Below are 16,702 nucleotides of genomic sequence, written 5' to 3' on the forward strand. Positions count from 1 at the left end.
GTGGCGTACGTCTCAGTCGGGCGTGCGTGCGGCTCAGGCGGTGACCGATCGGGTCTGGTGCACGAGGTGGCCGACGCCGGTGACCGCACCGCCCAGGCCGACGACCGCAGCGCCCTGCTGAAGGCCCTCGCCCAACTGCCGCCGCGGCAGCGGGGGCGGTGGTCCTGCGCTACTGGGAGGACCTGACGGAGACGCGGGCGGCGGAGGTGACGGGATAGCGGCGCGGCGGTGGCGCCACTGCCGGAAAGCGCCCTCGGCCCGGCCCTGCGATCGCCGTCACTCGGACGGGGAAGGGAGTCATGGGGGGCGGGGCATCCGCACGGTGGGCGACCGTCGAGACAGCCGGATCGTCATCGCCGACGGCCTGCAGCCCGCCCTCTTCGCAGCCGGCGCATACGCCTGAGGTGTGGCGTCGTCCAACGTGGCCGCGGGATCGCCGAGTTGTTTCCCATGAGGCGGCGCGAGGTGAGCGGACCCCCGACTGCCGCCCGAGGACCGGCTCGCAACAGCGGGTGTCGCAGAAATATTCCGACGCGGCGACTTTTCGCCACGTGGTGCACCTCACCGCCAGAGATAGTTCATCGTTCAACAAGTCAGGGTTAGTGTCTTCAATGCCGGCGAGGCAAATACGCACCGACTCCCCCATTCCCATCGTGGGGTGAGGTAAGAGAGGGAATCATGGCAAGCAGGACTTTTCGTCGGATCGCCGTCGCGATCGCCTCGACCGCCGCCGCGGCAGCCGGGCTTCTCGCCACCGGTGGCTCCGCCTCGGCGGCGACGTACCCGAGCGGCAGCCAGTCGGGCGCCGCATCCGTCGTCCGAATCGCTGACCACCACAACGGGGACCGGCACAAGCACAACGGGGACCGGCGCAGCGCATTCGGCGGTCGGGGCGGCGGCGATCGTGGCTACTGGAAGCGGGATCACGGTGGAGGTCGCCACTGGGTCCGGTACGACGACCGCGACGGTTACCGGGCGCAGATCGACGAAGGCCGTCGTCAGTGGGTCCTCGACCAGCTCCGCTGGGCCGACGACCACGGATACGCCTACTGGGGCAGCCTGGAGCACCACGACCGTTCACACCGCTGAGGACCGCGGGCACCGGGCCGCCACTGCCTGGACCGCCGTACGCCGGTGGGCAAGTGACACGGCCTCAGCCACCCCCGCACCACATGCGGGCGGGCGTCACAGGGCAGTGGGGGCGGCGTTCGGTGTCATGGCCGCTCGAGGGACAGCAGCGGCCATGACACCGAACGCCGCCCCCGCGCCCCGCGCGGAGGTTCCGCAGCCGCCGTTGCCACGGGCCGGGCGCCCGAAATCCATGGAGACCGCCTCCGGGACGGTCACCGTGACCGCCGGACGGACCGCGTCTTCCGCCGACCGCACGGGCCCGGCACCGCCCCGGCCCCCGAACGAACACAGAGCCATGATCACTTGCGTAGACCACATGCTCGGCATGGAGCTCGTGTCGCCCCTGGGCGCACGGCTTCCGGTACCGACCCACCTGCTCTACAGGTCGCAGGACCCGCTTGTGGTGGAGTTCCTCTTCCACGACCTCGTCCGAGGCCCAGTGTCCTGGGTCATCTCACGCGAGCTGCTCGCCCGAGGGATGCTGGCACCCGGCGGAGAGGGCGACGTGCGGATATGGCCGACCGGAACCGGTCCGGAAGCACTCCTGCACCTTCTCCTGACCTCTCCGGGCGGGTCCGCCCACCTCATCGCCGCACTCCCGGCAGTCGAGCACTGGCTGCTTCGCACGTACGAGCTGGTGCCCGCCCACCAGGAGACCGAGGCACTGGACCTGGAAAGCCACCTCGACCGGTTCCTGAACGGGACGTCCTGAAGGCACCCGCCGCGAGGACTCCCACGACTCTGGATCCGACCGCTCGTCCGGTTGTCCGGTCGGGCGCAGGACCTGGGCCTCCGGACCGGCCGGTCTCGTGCGGATGCCCGATGCGAGGGGCGCGAGCGGCTTGAGACCATGACCCCCATGTTCGAAGCCGTTGGCACCACCCCGACCGTCCGCCGCCGTACCGCGCCGCCGCCCACCTGGCTCGTGGTGGCCCTCGCCTGCGCCGGACAGTTCCTGGTCGTGCTGGACGTGTCCGTCGTCAACGTGGCCCTGCCGTCGATGCGGACCGACCTCGGACTGAGCGGCCCGGGGCTGCAGTGGGTGGTGAACGCCTACGCCATCGCGTTCGCCGGTTTCATGCTGCTCGGCGGCCGGGCCGGGGACCTGTACGGGCGCAAGCGCATGTTCCTGGTGGGACTCGGCCTGTTCACGCTGGCCTCGCTGGGCGGGGGCCTGGCCCAGGAGGGCTGGCAACTGCTGCTCGCGCGGGCCGTTCAGGGGCTGGGCGCGGCCGTGCTGGCGCCCTCCACGCTGACGCTGCTGACCGCCGCCGTGCCCGAGGGGACGGCGAGGGCCCGGGCCATAGCCACCTGGACGGCGGTCGGCGCGGGCGGCGGAGCGGCGGGCGGTCTGGTCGGCGGGGTCCTGGTGCAGGGGCTGTCGTGGCGGTGGGTGTTGCTGATCAACGTGCCCGTCGGCGCGGTGGTGCTCGCCGGGGCCGTGGGGTGGCTGGTGGAGAGCAGGGCCGGGGACGGGCGCCGGCTGGACCTGCCGGGCGCGCTGCTGGTGACGGCGGGGCTGGCGACGCTGGCGTACGGGATCTCGCAGACCGAGGCGGAGGGCTGGACGGCCGCGGCCACGCTGGTGCCGCTGCTCGCCGGGCTTGCGCTCATCGGGCTCTTCCTCGCCGTCGAGGCACGTACGGCCGCCCCGCTGATGCCGCTCGCGCTGCTGCGGGTGCGCTCGGTGGCGTCCGCGAACGCGGGGATGTTCGTCTCCGGTTCGGCGATGTTCTGCATGTGGTTCTTCATGACCCTGTACGCGCAGAACGTGCTCGGCTACACGCCGCTGGACGCCGGACTCGCCCTGGTCCCCAGCTCACTGGCGGTGGTCATCGGCTCCAAGCTGGCACCGCGCCTCATGCGGGCGGCGGGGGCGCGCAATGTCGCCGTGCTGGGAACGCTGGTGGCGGCCTCCGGGTTCGCCTGGCAGTCGACGATACGGGCGGACGGCACGTACTTCACGGCCATCATGTTCCCCGGGATCCTGATGATGCTGGGCGCGGGGCTGGCGGGCACCCCGCTCGCCGCGCTGGCGACCTCCGGGGCGGCGCCCGAGGACGCCGGACTGGTGTCCGGTCTCATCAACACCTCCCGCACGATGGGCGGTTCACTGGGTCTCGCGATCATGTCGACCATCGCGGCGGCCCGCACGGAGGGCCGGACCACGCCGGTGGGCCTGACGGAGGGATACGCGTTGGTCTTCCGCACCAGTACGGCCGTGCTGCTCGGCGGGGCGCTGCTGATGCTGGCGTGGCTGCCGCGTTCCGCGCGGAAAGTCGGCTAGGCGCAGCGCGGTTCGCCGCCAGGGAGGCCTTCGGCGCGGGGTCGGGGGGAGTTTCCGCCGGGCCCCGGCGTGATCCCCTTCCGGCGCCCGCACCGGCCCCGCACGCGCCCGGACAGCGCGCCTCGCAAGACCGTGCTCACCCCAATTGACCTGGGCTTTCGAGTTGTCCGACGCTACGGTCGCGGTACCGGGAACGGGCCTTGGAAGGGCCCGGGGAGAGGGGATCCACATGGACCGGGACATCCGCACGGTGGACGACGTACTGGTGCTGCTGGACGGGCTGTTCGCACCGGACGCCGATCGGTGGACCGATGGGGCGGCCGGATGGTGGGACGGGTTCTACGCCGACCGGTCACGGCCGGTGCCGTTCTTCGTGGACAAGCCGGACGAGAACCTCGTCGAGTGGCTGGAGCGGGGGCTGGTCGGCGGGCGCCGGGCGCTGGACCTGGGGTGCGGGCCGGGGCGCAATGCCCTGTACCTCGCCGCGCGGGGCTTCGAGGTGGATGCGGTCGATCTGTCGGCGGAGGCCGTTGGCTGGGCCGAGGGCCGGGCCCGGGAAGCGGGGGCCGACGTCCGGTTCGTGTGCGGGGACGCCTTCGGGGATGCCGGTACGCGGCTGACCGGGCCGTACGACCTCGTTTACGACTCCGGGTGCTTCCACCACCTGCCGCCGCACCGCCGGATCAGTTATCTGGCCCTCCTGGAGCGGGTGTCGGCCCCCGGCGGTCACCTGGCTCTGACCTGTTTCGCAGCAGGAAGCATGGGATGTGAGCTGTCCGACGCGGAGTTGTACCGCGGCGGCCGTCTGCACGGCGGGCTCGCCTACACGCCCGAGTCACTGCGGCGGATCTTCGCCGATCTGACGGAGGTGGAGCTGCGGCGGATGCGGGACGAGCCGGAGGACTCGCCGCACTTCGGGGAGGCGTTCCTGTGGGCGGGGCTGTTCCGGCGGGAGTCCGTGTAGGGCCCTTACAACCAGCCCTGGTGGCGGGCCTCCCGCATGGCCTCCACGCGGTTGCGGGCGCCGGTCTTGCCGATCGCGGCGGAGAGGTAGTTGCGGACGGTGGACTCCGACAGGTGCAGCTTCGCGGCGATGTCGGCGACCGTCGCCCCGTCGGCGGAGGCCCGCAGCACGTCGCACTCGCGGGCGGTGAGCGGGTTCGGGCCGGAGCTGAGGGCCGCCGCGGCCAGCGCCGGGTCGACCACCGTCTCCCCGGCGAGCACCCGGCGGATCGCGGCGGCCAGTTCCTCCACCGGCCCGTCCTTGACCAGGAAGCCCGCGGCCCCGGCCTCCATGGCCCGGCGCAGATAGCCGGGCCGGCCGAAGGTGGTCAGGATCAGCACCCGGCAGCCGGGAGCCTGCTCACGCAGTTCGGCGGCGGCGTCCAGGCCGCTCATCCCCGGCAGTTCGATGTCCAGCAGCGCCACGTCCGGGCGGTGGGTCAGCGCGGCGTCCACGATGGCGTCGCCCGCCGAGACCTGGGCGACGACCTCCATGTCGTCCTCCATGCCGAGCAGCAGGGCGAGCGCGCCGCGCATCATGCCCTGGTCCTCGGCGAGCAGGACGCGGACGGACTGGGCGGGCCGGTGGTCCCGGGGCGTCTCGTTCACGGCCCAAGGGTAGGCACTGCGACCGTATCGCGAGACGTGCCTGGCAGGTCACGTCGCCCTGGATGCCGTGGACACCGCCGTCGTCGGCACATCCTCCGACTCCGTGGGGAGTTCGGCAGTCACCGTGAAGCCGCCGCGCGGCGACGGGCCCGCCCGCAGGGAGCCGCCCGCCGTCGCGAGGCGTTCGGTCAGACCCTTCAGGCCGGTGCCGCCGCTGCCCTCCGCGGCCGGCTCCGGGGACGTGCCCTCACCGTTGTCGGTGACCGTCAGACGGGTCCTCTCGGCCGTGCCCGTGACGGTGATCTCGCAGCGGCTCGCGCCGCTGTGCCGTACGGCGTTGGTGACCGCCTCGCGCACCACCCAGCCCAGCAGTGCCTCGGCCTGCGGGGTCAGCGGCGGGCCCGAGCGGCGCACCACGGGCTCGATGCCGGCGGCGGTCAACGCCGAGCGGGCCTGGTCCAGTTCGGTGCTGAGGCTGCCCTCGCGGTAACCGGTGACCGCCTCGCGGATCTCGGTGAGCGCCTGCCGGCCGACCGACTCGATGTCGGTGATCTGCGTGAGCGCCGCCCCCGGGTCGCGGGGCGCCAGCCGCCGGGCCGCCTCCGACTTCACCACGATCACCGACAGCGTGTGACCCAGCAGGTCGTGCAGGTCCCGGGAGAAGCGCAGCCGCTCCTCCTCCACCGCGCGGCGGGCCAACTCCTCGCGGGCGGCGCGCAGTTCCCGTACGGCCTCGCTCAGGTTCAGGATCGCGGCGGTCACCATGCTGGACAGGAACGTGCCGTAGGCGACGTTGATCCCGTTCCAGCCCTCGCGGAAGGCGGAGACGGCCCCCGCGAACGCGGACAACAGCAGGCCCGTCCTCCCCAGCCAGGGGCTGCGCAGGATCGCCCCGGTGGCGAGTCCCAGCAGCGGGAAGAACAGCACCCAGTTGCCGCCGTAGCCGAGGGCGAGCCCGGTGGTCACCAGGCCCATGAGCAGCAGTGCGACGCGCGTGGAGGCCGCCTCGCGCCTGTCCTTGTCGAAGGCGCGGAAGACGACGTAGACGTACAGCGAGTTGAAGACGAGCAGACCGAGGCCGCCGATCCACGGGTCGGGAGTCTGGCCCTGCAGGACATTGGACAGGGAGCCCAGGCCCATCAGCAGCCACGGCAGCAGGGAGAAGCCGGTGGGCGGCGGGCCCAAGTGGTCCTGCGCCTTCCATGAACCGTTCTGCTCCGGGTGACAGGACCTGCGCGACCAGATCATGTTTCCTTCCCCCCGTCAGACCTCGCCGGCATGGCGGCGGTACGACAGCACGGCGTACGAACCGAACACCAGCAGCCAGCCCGCCAGTACGAGGATGGCACCGGCCGCCGGGGCGTGCCCCTCGGTGACCGAGACCCCGAGCTCGGCGACCCGGTGGGTGGGCGTGTACACGGAGACCGCGCGCAGCCAGTGCGGGAAGAGGGCGACCGGGAACCACAGGCCGCCGAGGACCGCGAGCCCCAGGTTGCACACCATGTTCACCACGCCCGTGGTCTGTGCGGTCAGCCCGTAGCCGTTGCCCAGGCCGAGCAGCGTGAACGGAATCGAGCCCAGCCACAGCAGCAGCGCCGTCAGCGCCCACTGCCACACCGCGAGCCGTACGCCGTTGATGAGGCCGCCCGCCAGCAGCACCGCGCAGATCGCGGGCAGCACGGTCACCGAACCGGTCAGCGCCCGTCCGGTGACGACCTGGCGCGGGGTCATCGGGGTCACCCTCAGTTGCCGCAGCCAGCCGACCGTACGGTCCTCGGCGACCCCGCCGCCGGTGTTGAGGGCGGAGCCGACCGCGCCGTAGGCGGCCATGCCGACCATGGAGGCGGTCCGCCAGCCTCCGTCGCTGCTGTCGCCGAGGTTGGTGAACAGCAGGTACATCATCACCGGCATCGCGATCCCGCCGATCACGAAACCCACGTCGCGCAGGGTGCGGCGCACCTCCAGGCGCAGGTAGGCGAGCACGTCGCGCATCACACCGTCTCCCGTGTCCCTTGGGCGCCGCTTGTGCCGGTCAGGGCCAGGAACGCGTCGTCGAGCGAGGCCGGGGCGACCTCCAGGCCGCATATCGCGCCCAGTTCGGCCAGGGCGATCACGGTCGCGTCCGAGTCGTCGGTGCGCAGCCGCGCCCGGTCCCCGCGCACCTCGACCGACCGCACGCCCGGCAGCAGCTCCAGACCCTCGGTGCCGCGCCCGGCCAGGTCGAAGGCGACCAGGCTGCCGCCCGCCGCGCGCCGCAGCTCCTCGCCGGTGCCGTCGGCGACGATCCGGCCGCGGTCCAGGACGAGGATCCGGTCGGCGTGGGTGTCGGCCTCCTCCAGGTAGTGCGTGGAGAACAGCACCGTGCGGCCGCCGCGCGCGTAGGCCCGCATCGTCTCCCAGAAGGCGCGGCGCGCCTCGACGTCCAGGGCCGCGGTCGGCTCGTCCAGCACCAGCAGCGAGGGATTGCCGGCCAGCGCGACCGCGAACCGCACGCGCTGCGTCTGGCCGCCGGAGAGCCGGTCCACGCGCCGCCCGGCCAGGTGGGCGATCCCGGCCAGTTCCAGGACGCGGACGACGGGCAACGGCGCCGGATAGCGGCCGGCCACGAAGGCGACCAGCTCGCGGACGGTGACCCGGGGCACCGCCCGCGCCTCCTGCGGCATGGCCCCGACCAGACCGGCGCGCACCGCCCGCCCGGGCGGCCCGCCGAACAGCTCCACCGCGCCCGCGTCGGGCTCGCACAGGCCGAGCAGCAGCGAGATCGTCGTCGATTTGCCGGCGCCGTTGCGGCCCAGCAGGGCGACGGTCTCACCCCGTGCGATCTTCAGATACACGCCGTCGACGGCGCGCACGTCGCCGAAGGCCTTGGCCACCCCCGTGAAGGACACGGCACGTTCTGTCTGTGTCATGTCTACGACGCTACGAAACCAGTCTCCCGCCCGGCAGAGGCGCTTGTACGGACTCGGGCAGGACAAATGTCACGGTCGGCGTGCCACGGTCGTCCGGCGGGAATCCGGCGGAATACAGAGGTCACTCGGACGACCGGACCCGTCAGGAGACACAGGAGCCCCATGCCCATCGACGCAGCCAAGGCCCTCGCCGCCGAACCCCGGACCGGCGAGATCTCCTGGACACCCAGGGACGTCCTGCTCTACCACCTCGGTATCGGCGCGGGCCGGCCCGCCACCGACCCCGACGAGCTGCGGTACACCCTGGAGAGCAGACTGCACGTCCTGCCGAGCTTCGCCACCGTCGCCGGCGCCGGCTCGCCCGGCGTGATCAGTGGCCTGTCCATGCCCGGTGTCGAGGTCGACCTCGCCCGCGTGCTGCACGGCGGCCAGACGCTGACCGTGCACCGCCCCATCCCCGCCCAGGGCACCGCCACCGCCACCAGCCGTATCACCGCCGTGTACGACAAGGGCACGGCGGCCGTCCTCGTGATGCGCACCGAGGCCGCCGACGCCGACGGCCCGCTGTGGGCCACCGACGCGCGGATCTTCGTACGCGGCGAGGGTGGCTGGGGCGGCGACCGCGGCCCCTCCACCCGCCTCGACCCGCCCACCGGAGAGCCGGAGCGCACCGTCGAACGGACGGTCCGCGAGGACCAGGCCCTGCTCTACCGGCTGAGCGGTGACCGCAACCCGCTGCACGCCGACCCCGAGTTCGCCGGGCGCGCCGGATTCGACCGGCCCGTCCTGCACGGGCTGTGCACCTACGGCATCACGCTGAAGGCGGTCGTCGACACCCTGCTCGGCGGTGACGTGACCCGCGTACGGTCCTACGCCACGCGCTTCGCCGGGGTGGTGTACCCGGGCGAGACCCTGCGCATCCGCATGTGGCGGCGGGACGGTCGGGTCCGGGTGTCGGTCACGGCCGTCGAGCGGTCGGACGCGCCCGTGCTGGCCGACACGATCGTCGAACACTCCTGAGCCCGGTCCCGCGGAGCGCACGGCGCGAGCGAGGACGCGAAGCGGCCCCGCCCTTCGTGGAAGGACGGGGCCGCTCACCGCTTCGGTACCGTCAGGCGGCCGCTTCGGTCTCCTCGGCCGGCTTGCGGTGACGGCCGCTGGGGGCGGCCTCACCGTCGTGGAAGGAGACCGGGCCGCGGTGCCTGCCGTGGCCAGGGGCCTGCCGGGCCTCCTGGTCCGTGGCCTCGAGCGGCTGGGTCGTGTTGGCGTCGCTCATCGGAAGAAATTCACCCCGTCAACAATGATCTTTCGTACAGCCGGGCGAGTGTAACCGGCACACCTCGGGTCGAATCCAGACGGCCGCGCCAACCGGCACTACTTCGTTACAAGCCGCCCCAGAGGCGCCTGTTGCAACGGGACGGGACGGGGTGCGCGAGGGGTCGGAGGCCCTGATTCCGACGCGGCTGCTTCGAGTTCGGGGCCGGGCTGTGGTCGCGGACGGCGTGCGGATCGCGGTTCGGCCCCCGGCTCGGGGCGTGATGCGGGGCCGGGCTCGGACCCCAGGCCCCGGTCCCGCACGCCGGGCGGGGCGAGGTGGGGGGCGCGCGCCGGCGCCGGAGCCGCCCACCACGCCACCCCGCACGGCACCGCCTCGGTGGCGTACGGCAGATGGAGTACGCCGTCGCCCGTCCACAGTCCCGCCCCGGCCAACCACCCCTCGGGCGCCGGGAGGTGACGTACCCACCCCTCCGCGGGCCGCCACACGCCGACCCAGCCGCCGTACGCGCCGTCACAGCGCAGCGCCACCGCGCAGTGCTCCGGTGTGAGCACCTGCCCCGGCTGGATCGCGAACGGCGTCACCACGCAGTCGGGCAGCACCAGGCACTCCGGGAAGCGCACCGGCAGCGTGCTGCCGAGGACACCCCAGCCCAGCCGTTCCCGGCCGGGCGAGGGCGCGTCCGAGCGGATCAGCAGCAGCCCGCTGTCCGGGTCGGCGAGCAGCAGCCGGTCGTCGCTGTCGGCCGCGATCTGCAGCAGCGGGGACGTCTCGCCGCCGCGCTCGAGGTCCACCACGACCGCCTTGGTGCGCCCGCCGGTCCGCCGGTCCAGGGCGAGCAGCCGTCCGGCGCGGTCCAGCCAGACCCCGCCCGAGCAGTGGCCCGGCACCTCGGCCAGCTGCTCGGGCCCACGGGCGCCGCCCGCCACCAGCCACACCGCCGTGGAGCGCGGGCCCACGGCGAGCGCGTACGCCCGCTCGCCACCCGGTGCCGGGGACAGCAGCCGCAGCCGGGCGCCCTTCGAGCACTCGAGGGCGCCGAGCGGCAGTTCGCCGGTGCCGGGGCCGGTCGGGTACAGCAGCGAGAAGGCGTGCCGGCCGGCCACCAGCCGCCGGATGAGGACCCGGCCGTCGCCCATCGGCTGCACCTCCGTACCGGGCTCCTCGGGCTGGTTGCCGGGCAGCGGCACCGCGTAGGGTTCGGGGCCGTCCAGCGTCCACCGCTCGGGGTACCAGGAGTCGCCGCTGCGTGCGAGCCGGGCGGCGTAGGCGCCGTCCACCGTGATCGTGCAGCCCGCCCGCGGGGTACCGTCGTCCTCGTCGGCCGCCGAAGGCTCGACAACACAGGCTGTCATTGTTCGGTCACCTCCTGTGGGGACGGTAGTTTTCGTATGCACAGGTGGCGGACCGGCAGGCGGCGGCTTCACACATACGGGTGGCCCAGGAACGATTCGCCTGAGGAACCGGGACCGGTGTGCTCGTGAGGAAACCGGGACCATGGTGCTCGGCGGGTGCGGTCCCGGCGGGGGCGGCGGCAGCGGTTCAGCCTCGTCGAACACCCAGGTAGCCTTGCACCCGTGCCCCTTCTGTCTGAAGTCATCGCCGCGCTGGAGAGCCTGTGGCCCGCCGAGCGGGCCGAGTCCTGGGACGCGGTCGGCACCGTCGTGGGCGACCCCGACCAGGAGGTCGGCCGGGTGCTGTTCGCCGTCGACCCGGTGCAGGAGATCGCCGACGAGGCGGTGAAGCTGGGCGCCGACCTGCTGGTCACCCACCACCCGTTGTATCTGCGCGGTACGACGACCGTGGCGGCCTCCACCTTCAAGGGCCGTGTGGTGCACACCCTCATCAAGAACGACATCGCCCTGCACGTGGCCCACACCAACGCCGACACCGCCGATCCGGGTGTCTCCGACGCGCTGGCCGGGGCGCTGGACCTGCGTGTCGTACGCCCCCTGGTGCCGGACCCCACCGACCCCGGCGGCTGCCGGGGCCTGGGCCGGGTCTGCGAGCTGGACCACCCGCTGACCGTCCGCGAGCTCGCCGCCCGCGCCGCCGAGCGGCTGCCCGCCACCGCGCAGGGCATCCGGGTGGCGGGCGACCCCGAGGCACAGGTCCGCACGGTCGCCGTCAGCGGCGGCTCCGGCGACAGCCTCTTCGACGAGGTACGGGCCGCCGGCGTCGACGCCTTCCTCACCGCGGACCTGCGCCACCACCCGGCGTCGGAGTTCATGGCGGCTCGCGCCCACAGTCCGATCGCGCTGCTCGACGCGGCGCACTGGGCCACCGAGTGGCCCTGGTGCGAGCTGGCCGCCGCCCAGCTCGACGAGATCTCCGACCGGCACGGATGGGGCCTGCGCGTCCACGTCTCCAAGACGGTCACCGACCCCTGGACCGCCCACGCGGCGTCCACCGCCGCCACTAGCTAACGGGAGCCCCCAACTGAACGCCGCGTCCGCCGACCAGATCCGACTCCTCGACGTCCAGGGCCTCGACGTCCGCCTGCAGCAGCTCGCGCACAAGCGGAAGTCCCTGCCGGAGCACGCCGAGATCGAGTCGTTGAGCAAAGACCTGTCCCAACTGCGCGACCTGCTCGTGGCCGCGCAGACGGAGGAGAGCGACTGCGCCCGCGAGCAGACCAAGGCCGAACAGGACGTGGACCAGGTGCGCAAGCGCGCCGCGCGCGACCAGCAGCGCCTGGACTCCGGCGCGGTCACCTCGCCCAAGGACCTGTCGAACCTCCAGCACGAGATCGCCTCGCTCGCCAAGCGGCAGGGCGACCTCGAGGACGTCGTCCTGGAGGTCATGGAGCGCCGCGAGTCCGCGCAGGAACGCGTCGACGAGCTGACCGGGCGCGTCTCCTCCGTCCAGGCCAAGGCCGACGACGTGACCGCGCGCCGGGACGCGGCCCTCGAGGAGATCGACGGCGAGGTGGCGTCCGTGACGAAGGAGCGCGAGGTCATCGCCGCCGCCGTCCCCGCGGACCTGCTGAAGCTCTACGACAAGCTGCGCGAGCAGCAGGGCGGCATCGGCGCGGCCAAGCTGTACCAGCGCACCTGCCAGGGCTGCCGTCAGGAGCTCGCCATCACCGAGCTGAACGAGATCCGCACGGCGGCCCCCGACACGGTCGTACGCTGCGAGAACTGCCGCCGCATCCTGGTGCGCACCGCCGAGTCCGGTCTGTAAGGGGCGGTGGGCGTGCAGGAGTCCATCCGGGAGTTCGTCGTCGAGGCGGACGGCGGATCGCGGGGCAACCCGGGACCCGCGGGCTACGGCGCGGTGGTGCTCGACGCGGCGACGGGGGAACCCCTGGCGGAGACCGCGGAGTACCTGGGTGTCGTCACCAACAACGTCGCCGAGTACCGCGGCCTCCTGGCCGGCCTGCGCGCCGCACACGCCCTGGACCCCTCGGCGAGGGTCCATGTCCGCATGGACTCCAAGCTGGTCGTCGAGCAGATGTCGGGCCGCTGGAAGATCAGGCACCCCGACCTGAAACCGCTGGCGGCCCAGGCCGCCCGGGTGTTCCCGCCCGGGCAGGTGACCTACGAGTGGATCCCGCGCGAGCGGAACAAGCACGCCGACCGCCTGGCCAACGAGGCGATGGACGCGGGGGCGCGGGGGGAGGAGTGGTCGGCGCCGGCGTCCACGGCCGCACCGGAGACGGCGGGCGAGGCGGACGCCGGTACCGACGTCCGGGCGGCGCGTGCCGCGTCCGTCCCCGGCGGGGCCTTCGCCGACACCGGCGCGGACGCGGATGCCGGAGCGGCGCGTGCGGCTGCGGGCGGGACGGAGCCTGAGGCCGGCGCCGGCGTGCGGTCCGCACGGGCGGTCGCCGCGCCCGGCCGGGCCTCGGCCGACGCGGGTGCCGTCGGCGGGCGCGGTCCTTCCGGGGCCGACACCCGGGCCGACGCCGATGCCCGCGCCGTGCAGACCGTCGCCACCCCCGGCTGGGGGCCCGCCGACCTCGGCGCGCCCGCCACCTTCGTGCTGCTGCGGCACGGGGAGACGCCGTTGACGCCGCAGAAGCGTTTCTCGGGCAGTGGCGGCACCGATCCGTCGCTGTCCGGGGTCGGCCGGGAGCAGGCCGAACGGGTCGCCGAGGCGCTTGCCCGTCGCGGCACGATCCAGGCCATCGTGTCGTCCCCCCTCGCCCGCACCCGCGAGACCGCCGCTGTCGTCGCCGCCCGCCTCGGTCTCGAGGTGACCGTGGAGGAGGGGCTGCGCGAGACCGACTTCGGCGCCTGGGAGGGGCTGACGTTCGGCGAGGTGCGCGAGCGCCACCCGGACGACCTGAACGCCTGGCTGGCCTCCCCTCGGGCCGAACCCACCGGCGGCGGCGAGAGCTTCGCGGCGACCGGCGCCCGTATCGCGGCCACCCGCGACAAGCTGGTCGCGGCCCACGCGGGCCGTACGGTCCTGCTGGTCACCCACGTCACCCCGATCAAGACGTTCGTCCAGATGGCCCTCGGCGCCCCGCCGGAGTCCCTGTTCCGCATGGAGCTGTCGGCGGCGTCGCTGTCGGCGGTGGCGTACTACGCGGACGGCAACGCGAGCGTCCGCCTGTTCAACGACACGTCCCACCTGCGCTGAGCGCCGCCGCCTCGCGGGCCAGCTGCTCGATCCGGGCCCAGTCCCGGGCGGCCACCGCGTCCGCGGGAACCATCCAACTGCCGCCGACACAGCCGACGTTGGGCAGCGCCAGATACCCGGGCGCGCTGTCGGGCCCGATGCCGCCGGTGGGGCAGAAGCGGGCCTGGGGGAGAGGACCGTACAGCGCCTTCAGATACGCGGTGCCGCCGGCCGCCCGCGCCGGGAAGAACTTCATCTCCCGCACCCCGCGCTCCAGCAGCGCCACGACCTCGGACACCGTGGACACCCCGGGCAGGAACGGCACCCCGGACGCCCGCATGGCCCCCAGCAGTACGTCCGTCCAGCCGGGGCTCACCAGAAACCGCGCCCCCGCCGCCACGCTGTCCGCCACCTGCGCCGGCGTGACGACCGTACCGGCCCCCACCACCGCGTCCGGCACCTCACCGGCGATGGCCCGGACCGCGTCGAGCCCGGCCGGCGTCCGCAGCGTCACCTCGACCGCGGGCAGCCCCCCGGCCACCAGAGCCCGTGCCAGCGGTACGGCGTCGGCGGCGTCCTCGACGACCAGGACGGGCACGACGGGGGCGAGATCCAGCACGGAGGCGGCAGGCAGGGGGGAGGGCATGGCGTCATCGTGCCCGGGGCGAGCAGCATGCGCAAAGCGCGTTGCGCATGCTGCAATGCGCTCCAGCGGTCCCTCAGTGGATCTCCGTCACCAGCACATCCAGCGCCCACGGCCTCCCCGCCTTGGCGGGCGGCTCCGCCTCCACCACGTACCCGAGGTCCCGCAGCGCCTCCACCAGACCGGCCGGGTCCTCCGGCGCGGCCCCGTCGCTCAGCAGGCTGCGCACGATCCGCCCCTTCGTCGCCTTGTTGAAGTGACTGACGACCTTCCGGGTCGGCGCGTGCAACACCCGTACGGTCGCCGTCCGCCCGGCGACCTCGCCCTTCGGCTTCCAGGCGGCGGCGTAGGCGGCGGACCGCAGGTCCAGCACCATCCCGTCGCCGGCCGCCTCGGGCAGCACGGAGGCCATCGGCGTACGCCAGTGGGCCGAAAGGGCTCCCAGCCCCGGCAGCTTCACGCCCATCGAGCAGCGGTAGGACGGAATCCGGTCGGTCACCCGCACCGCGCCCCACAACCCCGAGAAGACCAGCAGCGAGCGCGCGGCACGCCGCTTGGCGGCGGCGTCGAGGGAGGCCGGGTCCAGGGCGTCGTAGAGCACCCCGGTGTAGATCTCCCCGGCGGGCCGCGTCCCGGCCGCACGCAGTCCGGCGTTCTTGGCGACCTCGCCGCGCAGTCCCTCGCTCAGCCCGAGCACCTCGCGTGCCTTGTCCTCGTCGCCCGCGCACAGCTCGACCAGCTCCGTGAGGACGGCCTCGCGGGCGGCGGCCAGCCCCGGCAGCGACAGCGACTCCGGCTTCAGCGGGGCACCACGGCCACCGGACGCCTTGCCTTCGGACGGGGGCAGCAGGACAAGCACACGTACTCCTTCGGTCGAGCTCCGCGCCAGCGTACGGCGTGCCGCCCGGGCGCCCGCACCCTACGCAGCCCGCACCTGCGTGAGGGCGCTCACCAGCGCGCCGACGTCCTCGGCGTGGAGGCGTACGACCCGCACCTGCCGGCGCCTGCCGAGGAGGGTGACGTGCTCGACGGGGGCGGTCAGTTCCAGGGTGAGCGAGGTCTGGGAGGCGACGGGGACGTTCAGCTCGCCGTCGGCACGCTCGTGCGTCGTGCGCAGCTCCCGGCGTACGGACGCAATCCGCTCCAGCGGGACGCGCAGATCCACGTGGACGCCGTACCGTACGCGCAGACCGTCCGCGCCGAGCACATGCGGGCGGACCACCGACGCCGCGTGCAGGGCGACGACGAAGACGACCGTGTACACGTCGAGGAACAGCACCACCGCGTGGGCGACGGGCCAGTTCCGCAGCAGTACGGACATCATCAGCGTCTCGATCACACAGACGAACGCAAGCCCGGCCATGACCGGCCCCTGACCACGGGCGTACCCGAAGGCCCGCCCACCGCCGCGGGTGCCGTGCGTACGGCGCGCCGGCCAGAGCACCAGGCTCGCCATCAGCCGCGTCTCGTGCCGGACGAGGGTGAGTACGGTCCTCATGCCGGCCCCTCGGCGAGGATCCGCAGTGCCCGTCGGACCGCCTCGGCCTGGGCGGGGGCGAAGTCGGCACAGAGGGCACGCAGGAACCCGTGTCCGTAGTCGATGTCAGCCGACTCCGGAAGCATCTCCCGGGGGATGCACCCGGCGATCGCACCGGCGGCCTCCGCCACACGCGGGTCGTCGGCGTCGGCGTCGGCGAGCGCGTCCAGCAGCGCGTACGCCTCCCGGGCCCGCGCCGTCGCCTCCGACGTGGCGAAGGCCGAGCTGACGGCGCCCAGCAGCCGTTCCCGGTCCGCCGGGTCCGTGGCCGTCTCCAGTAGCGCCAGCACCTCGCGGTCCTTGGCTGCCATGGGGGAGTCGGGCAGGTCGGCGGCGGTCCGGGCGAACAGCGCGGCCAGCTCCGGGGAGACCGGCCCCTCGGCGGGCAGCTCCCCCACGTCCAGCAGGACACGCAGCCGCACCCTTCGCTCCCGTATCGCCGCCTCCTGCCGCGCCAGGTCGGCATCCAGCTCTTCCAGCACCTCGCCGAGCTCCTTCCCCGCATCGTCGGCGAGCACGTCCCGCACCTCCGCCAGCCCCAGCCCCAACTCGGTCAACCGCCGGATCCGGGCCAGCACGACCGCGTGCCGCAGCGTGTAGTCCCGGTACCCGTTGGCCCGCCGCTCCGGCTCCGGCAGCAGCCCCAGGTGGTGGTAGTGCCGCACGGTCCGCGTGGTGACGCCGACGGCCGCGGCGAGTTCTCCTGTCCGCATGCGGACCAGTACAGACGTTGACGCCGCGT

At 73.5% G+C, this 16,702-nt stretch carries 18 protein-coding genes and 1 pseudogene; 9 read left to right on the forward strand and 10 right to left on the reverse strand.

What is annotated here, in order from left to right; translation table 11 throughout:
* Nucleotides 1-42: 42 nt before the first annotated feature.
* The 5 genes and pseudogenes from ACX25U_RS25595 to ACX25U_RS25615 all read left to right on the forward strand — a co-directional run.
* Nucleotides 43-215 (forward strand): annotated as a pseudogene (locus ACX25U_RS25595) (sigma factor-like helix-turn-helix DNA-binding protein); the annotation flags it as partial.
* 463 nt (nt 216-678) lie between these two features.
* A complete protein-coding gene (locus ACX25U_RS25600; protein ID WP_454383422.1) occupies nt 679-1,089 on the forward strand; it encodes a hypothetical protein in 411 nt (136 codons plus the stop codon).
* A 337-nt stretch (nt 1,090-1,426) separates the two neighbouring features.
* Nucleotides 1,427-1,843: an SsgA family sporulation/cell division regulator gene (locus ACX25U_RS25605; RefSeq protein WP_454383424.1), complete on the forward strand. Its 417-nt coding sequence runs from the start codon at nt 1,427-1,429 to the stop codon at nt 1,841-1,843.
* Between the two features lie 138 nt (nt 1,844-1,981).
* On the forward strand, nt 1,982-3,418 hold the full coding sequence (locus tag ACX25U_RS25610; protein ID WP_454383426.1) for an MFS transporter: 1,437 nt from the start codon (nt 1,982-1,984) through the stop codon (nt 3,416-3,418).
* A gap of 229 nt (nt 3,419-3,647) precedes the next feature.
* Nucleotides 3,648-4,382: a class I SAM-dependent methyltransferase gene (locus tag ACX25U_RS25615; protein WP_454383428.1), complete on the forward strand. Its 735-nt coding sequence runs from the start codon at nt 3,648-3,650 to the stop codon at nt 4,380-4,382.
* Nucleotides 4,383-4,387: 5 nt separating this feature from the next.
* On the opposite strand, the gene ACX25U_RS25620 is transcribed toward ACX25U_RS25615, so the two are convergent.
* From ACX25U_RS25620 to ACX25U_RS25635, 4 genes are read right to left on the reverse strand one after another with little or no spacing between them, the layout of a single operon-like run.
* The gene (locus ACX25U_RS25620) at nt 4,388-5,029 is read right to left on the reverse strand and encodes a response regulator (protein ID WP_454383430.1); all 642 of its coding nucleotides are present in this window, start codon (nt 5,027-5,029) and stop codon (nt 4,388-4,390) included.
* A gap of 48 nt (nt 5,030-5,077) precedes the next feature.
* Entirely contained in the window at nt 5,078-6,277 is a 1,200-nt protein-coding gene (locus tag ACX25U_RS25625) for a sensor histidine kinase (protein WP_454383431.1), read from the reverse strand.
* A gap of 15 nt (nt 6,278-6,292) precedes the next feature.
* A complete protein-coding gene (locus ACX25U_RS25630; RefSeq protein WP_454383433.1) occupies nt 6,293-7,021 on the reverse strand; it encodes an ABC transporter permease in 729 nt (242 codons plus the stop codon).
* Nucleotides 7,021-7,938, reverse strand: coding sequence for an ABC transporter ATP-binding protein (locus ACX25U_RS25635; RefSeq protein ID WP_454383434.1), 918 nt, complete (start codon nt 7,936-7,938; stop codon nt 7,021-7,023). The genes ACX25U_RS25630 and ACX25U_RS25635 overlap by 1 nt, the downstream gene beginning before the upstream one ends.
* A 162-nt stretch (nt 7,939-8,100) precedes the next feature.
* Between ACX25U_RS25635 and ACX25U_RS25640 the strand changes: the two genes are divergently transcribed.
* Nucleotides 8,101-8,958, forward strand: a complete 858-nt coding sequence (locus tag ACX25U_RS25640) for a MaoC/PaaZ C-terminal domain-containing protein (RefSeq protein ID WP_454383436.1) — start codon at nt 8,101-8,103, stop codon at nt 8,956-8,958.
* 91 nt (nt 8,959-9,049) lie between these two features.
* Here the strand turns inward: ACX25U_RS25640 and ACX25U_RS25645 are convergent, their stop codons facing one another.
* Both ACX25U_RS25645 and ACX25U_RS25650 read right to left on the reverse strand, forming a co-directional pair.
* Entirely contained in the window at nt 9,050-9,214 is a 165-nt protein-coding gene (locus ACX25U_RS25645; protein ID WP_454383437.1) for a hypothetical protein, read from the reverse strand.
* A gap of 98 nt (nt 9,215-9,312) precedes the next feature.
* Nucleotides 9,313-10,569 (reverse strand): hypothetical protein, encoded by a 1,257-nt coding sequence (locus tag ACX25U_RS25650; protein WP_454383439.1) that lies wholly within the window; start codon nt 10,567-10,569, stop codon nt 9,313-9,315.
* A gap of 222 nt (nt 10,570-10,791) precedes the next feature.
* On the opposite strand from ACX25U_RS25650, the gene ACX25U_RS25655 reads away from it, so the two are divergent.
* From ACX25U_RS25655 to ACX25U_RS25665, 3 genes are read left to right on the forward strand one after another with little or no spacing between them, the layout of a single operon-like run.
* Complete coding sequence (locus ACX25U_RS25655; protein ID WP_454383441.1) at nt 10,792-11,640, forward strand: Nif3-like dinuclear metal center hexameric protein; 849 nt, start codon at nt 10,792-10,794, stop codon at nt 11,638-11,640.
* A gap of 13 nt (nt 11,641-11,653) precedes the next feature.
* The gene (locus ACX25U_RS25660; protein ID WP_454394508.1) at nt 11,654-12,397 is read left to right on the forward strand and encodes a zinc ribbon domain-containing protein; all 744 of its coding nucleotides are present in this window, start codon (nt 11,654-11,656) and stop codon (nt 12,395-12,397) included.
* Nucleotides 12,398-12,421: 24 nt separating this feature from the next.
* A complete protein-coding gene (locus ACX25U_RS25665; protein WP_454394510.1) occupies nt 12,422-13,801 on the forward strand; it encodes a bifunctional RNase H/acid phosphatase in 1,380 nt (459 codons plus the stop codon).
* Here the strand turns inward: ACX25U_RS25665 and eda are convergent.
* The 4 genes from eda to ACX25U_RS25685 all read right to left on the reverse strand — a co-directional run bounded on the left by eda (nt 13,776) and on the right by ACX25U_RS25685 (nt 16,673).
* The gene (eda, locus tag ACX25U_RS25670; protein WP_454383443.1) at nt 13,776-14,426 is read right to left on the reverse strand and encodes a bifunctional 4-hydroxy-2-oxoglutarate aldolase/2-dehydro-3-deoxy-phosphogluconate aldolase; all 651 of its coding nucleotides are present in this window, start codon (nt 14,424-14,426) and stop codon (nt 13,776-13,778) included. The two genes, ACX25U_RS25665 and eda, sit on opposite strands and share 26 nt — an antisense overlap.
* A 73-nt stretch (nt 14,427-14,499) precedes the next feature.
* Nucleotides 14,500-15,282: a peroxide stress protein YaaA gene (gene yaaA, locus ACX25U_RS25675; protein ID WP_454383445.1), complete on the reverse strand. Its 783-nt coding sequence runs from the start codon at nt 15,280-15,282 to the stop codon at nt 14,500-14,502.
* 60 nt (nt 15,283-15,342) lie between these two features.
* Nucleotides 15,343-15,921, reverse strand: a complete 579-nt coding sequence (locus tag ACX25U_RS25680; protein WP_454383447.1) for a hypothetical protein — start codon at nt 15,919-15,921, stop codon at nt 15,343-15,345.
* On the reverse strand, nt 15,918-16,673 hold the full coding sequence (locus ACX25U_RS25685; RefSeq protein WP_454383448.1) for a MerR family transcriptional regulator: 756 nt from the start codon (nt 16,671-16,673) through the stop codon (nt 15,918-15,920). The genes ACX25U_RS25680 and ACX25U_RS25685 overlap by 4 nt, the downstream gene beginning before the upstream one ends.
* Nucleotides 16,674-16,702: the final 29 nt, after the last annotated feature.

This window comes from Streptomyces sp. JNUCC 63, from assembly GCF_054366325.1.

What these genes read in the sequence shown, in the direction of transcription:
- ACX25U_RS25685 (WP_454383448.1), bottom strand. Translation starts at nt 16,673, where the DNA reads ATGCGGACAGGAGAACTCGCCGCGGCCGTCGGCGTCACCACGCGGACC.
- eda (WP_454383443.1), bottom strand. Translation starts at nt 14,426, where the DNA reads ATGCCCTCCCCCCTGCCTGCCGCCTCCGTGCTGGATCTCGCCCCCGTC.
- ACX25U_RS25650 (WP_454383439.1), bottom strand. Translation starts at nt 10,569, where the DNA reads ATGACAGCCTGTGTTGTCGAGCCTTCGGCGGCCGACGAGGACGACGGT.
- ACX25U_RS25680 (WP_454383447.1), bottom strand. Translation starts at nt 15,921, where the DNA reads ATGAGGACCGTACTCACCCTCGTCCGGCACGAGACGCGGCTGATGGCG.
- ACX25U_RS25640 (WP_454383436.1), top strand. Translation starts at nt 8,101, where the DNA reads ATGCCCATCGACGCAGCCAAGGCCCTCGCCGCCGAACCCCGGACCGGC.
- ACX25U_RS25630 (WP_454383433.1), bottom strand. Translation starts at nt 7,021, where the DNA reads ATGCGCGACGTGCTCGCCTACCTGCGCCTGGAGGTGCGCCGCACCCTG.
- ACX25U_RS25600 (WP_454383422.1), top strand. Translation starts at nt 679, where the DNA reads ATGGCAAGCAGGACTTTTCGTCGGATCGCCGTCGCGATCGCCTCGACC.
- ACX25U_RS25645 (WP_454383437.1), bottom strand. Translation starts at nt 9,214, where the DNA reads ATGAGCGACGCCAACACGACCCAGCCGCTCGAGGCCACGGACCAGGAG.
- ACX25U_RS25625 (WP_454383431.1), bottom strand. Translation starts at nt 6,277, where the DNA reads ATGATCTGGTCGCGCAGGTCCTGTCACCCGGAGCAGAACGGTTCATGG.
- ACX25U_RS25615 (WP_454383428.1), top strand. Translation starts at nt 3,648, where the DNA reads ATGGACCGGGACATCCGCACGGTGGACGACGTACTGGTGCTGCTGGAC.
- ACX25U_RS25635 (WP_454383434.1), bottom strand. Translation starts at nt 7,938, where the DNA reads ATGACACAGACAGAACGTGCCGTGTCCTTCACGGGGGTGGCCAAGGCC.
- ACX25U_RS25605 (WP_454383424.1), top strand. Translation starts at nt 1,427, where the DNA reads ATGATCACTTGCGTAGACCACATGCTCGGCATGGAGCTCGTGTCGCCC.
- ACX25U_RS25610 (WP_454383426.1), top strand. Translation starts at nt 1,982, where the DNA reads ATGACCCCCATGTTCGAAGCCGTTGGCACCACCCCGACCGTCCGCCGC.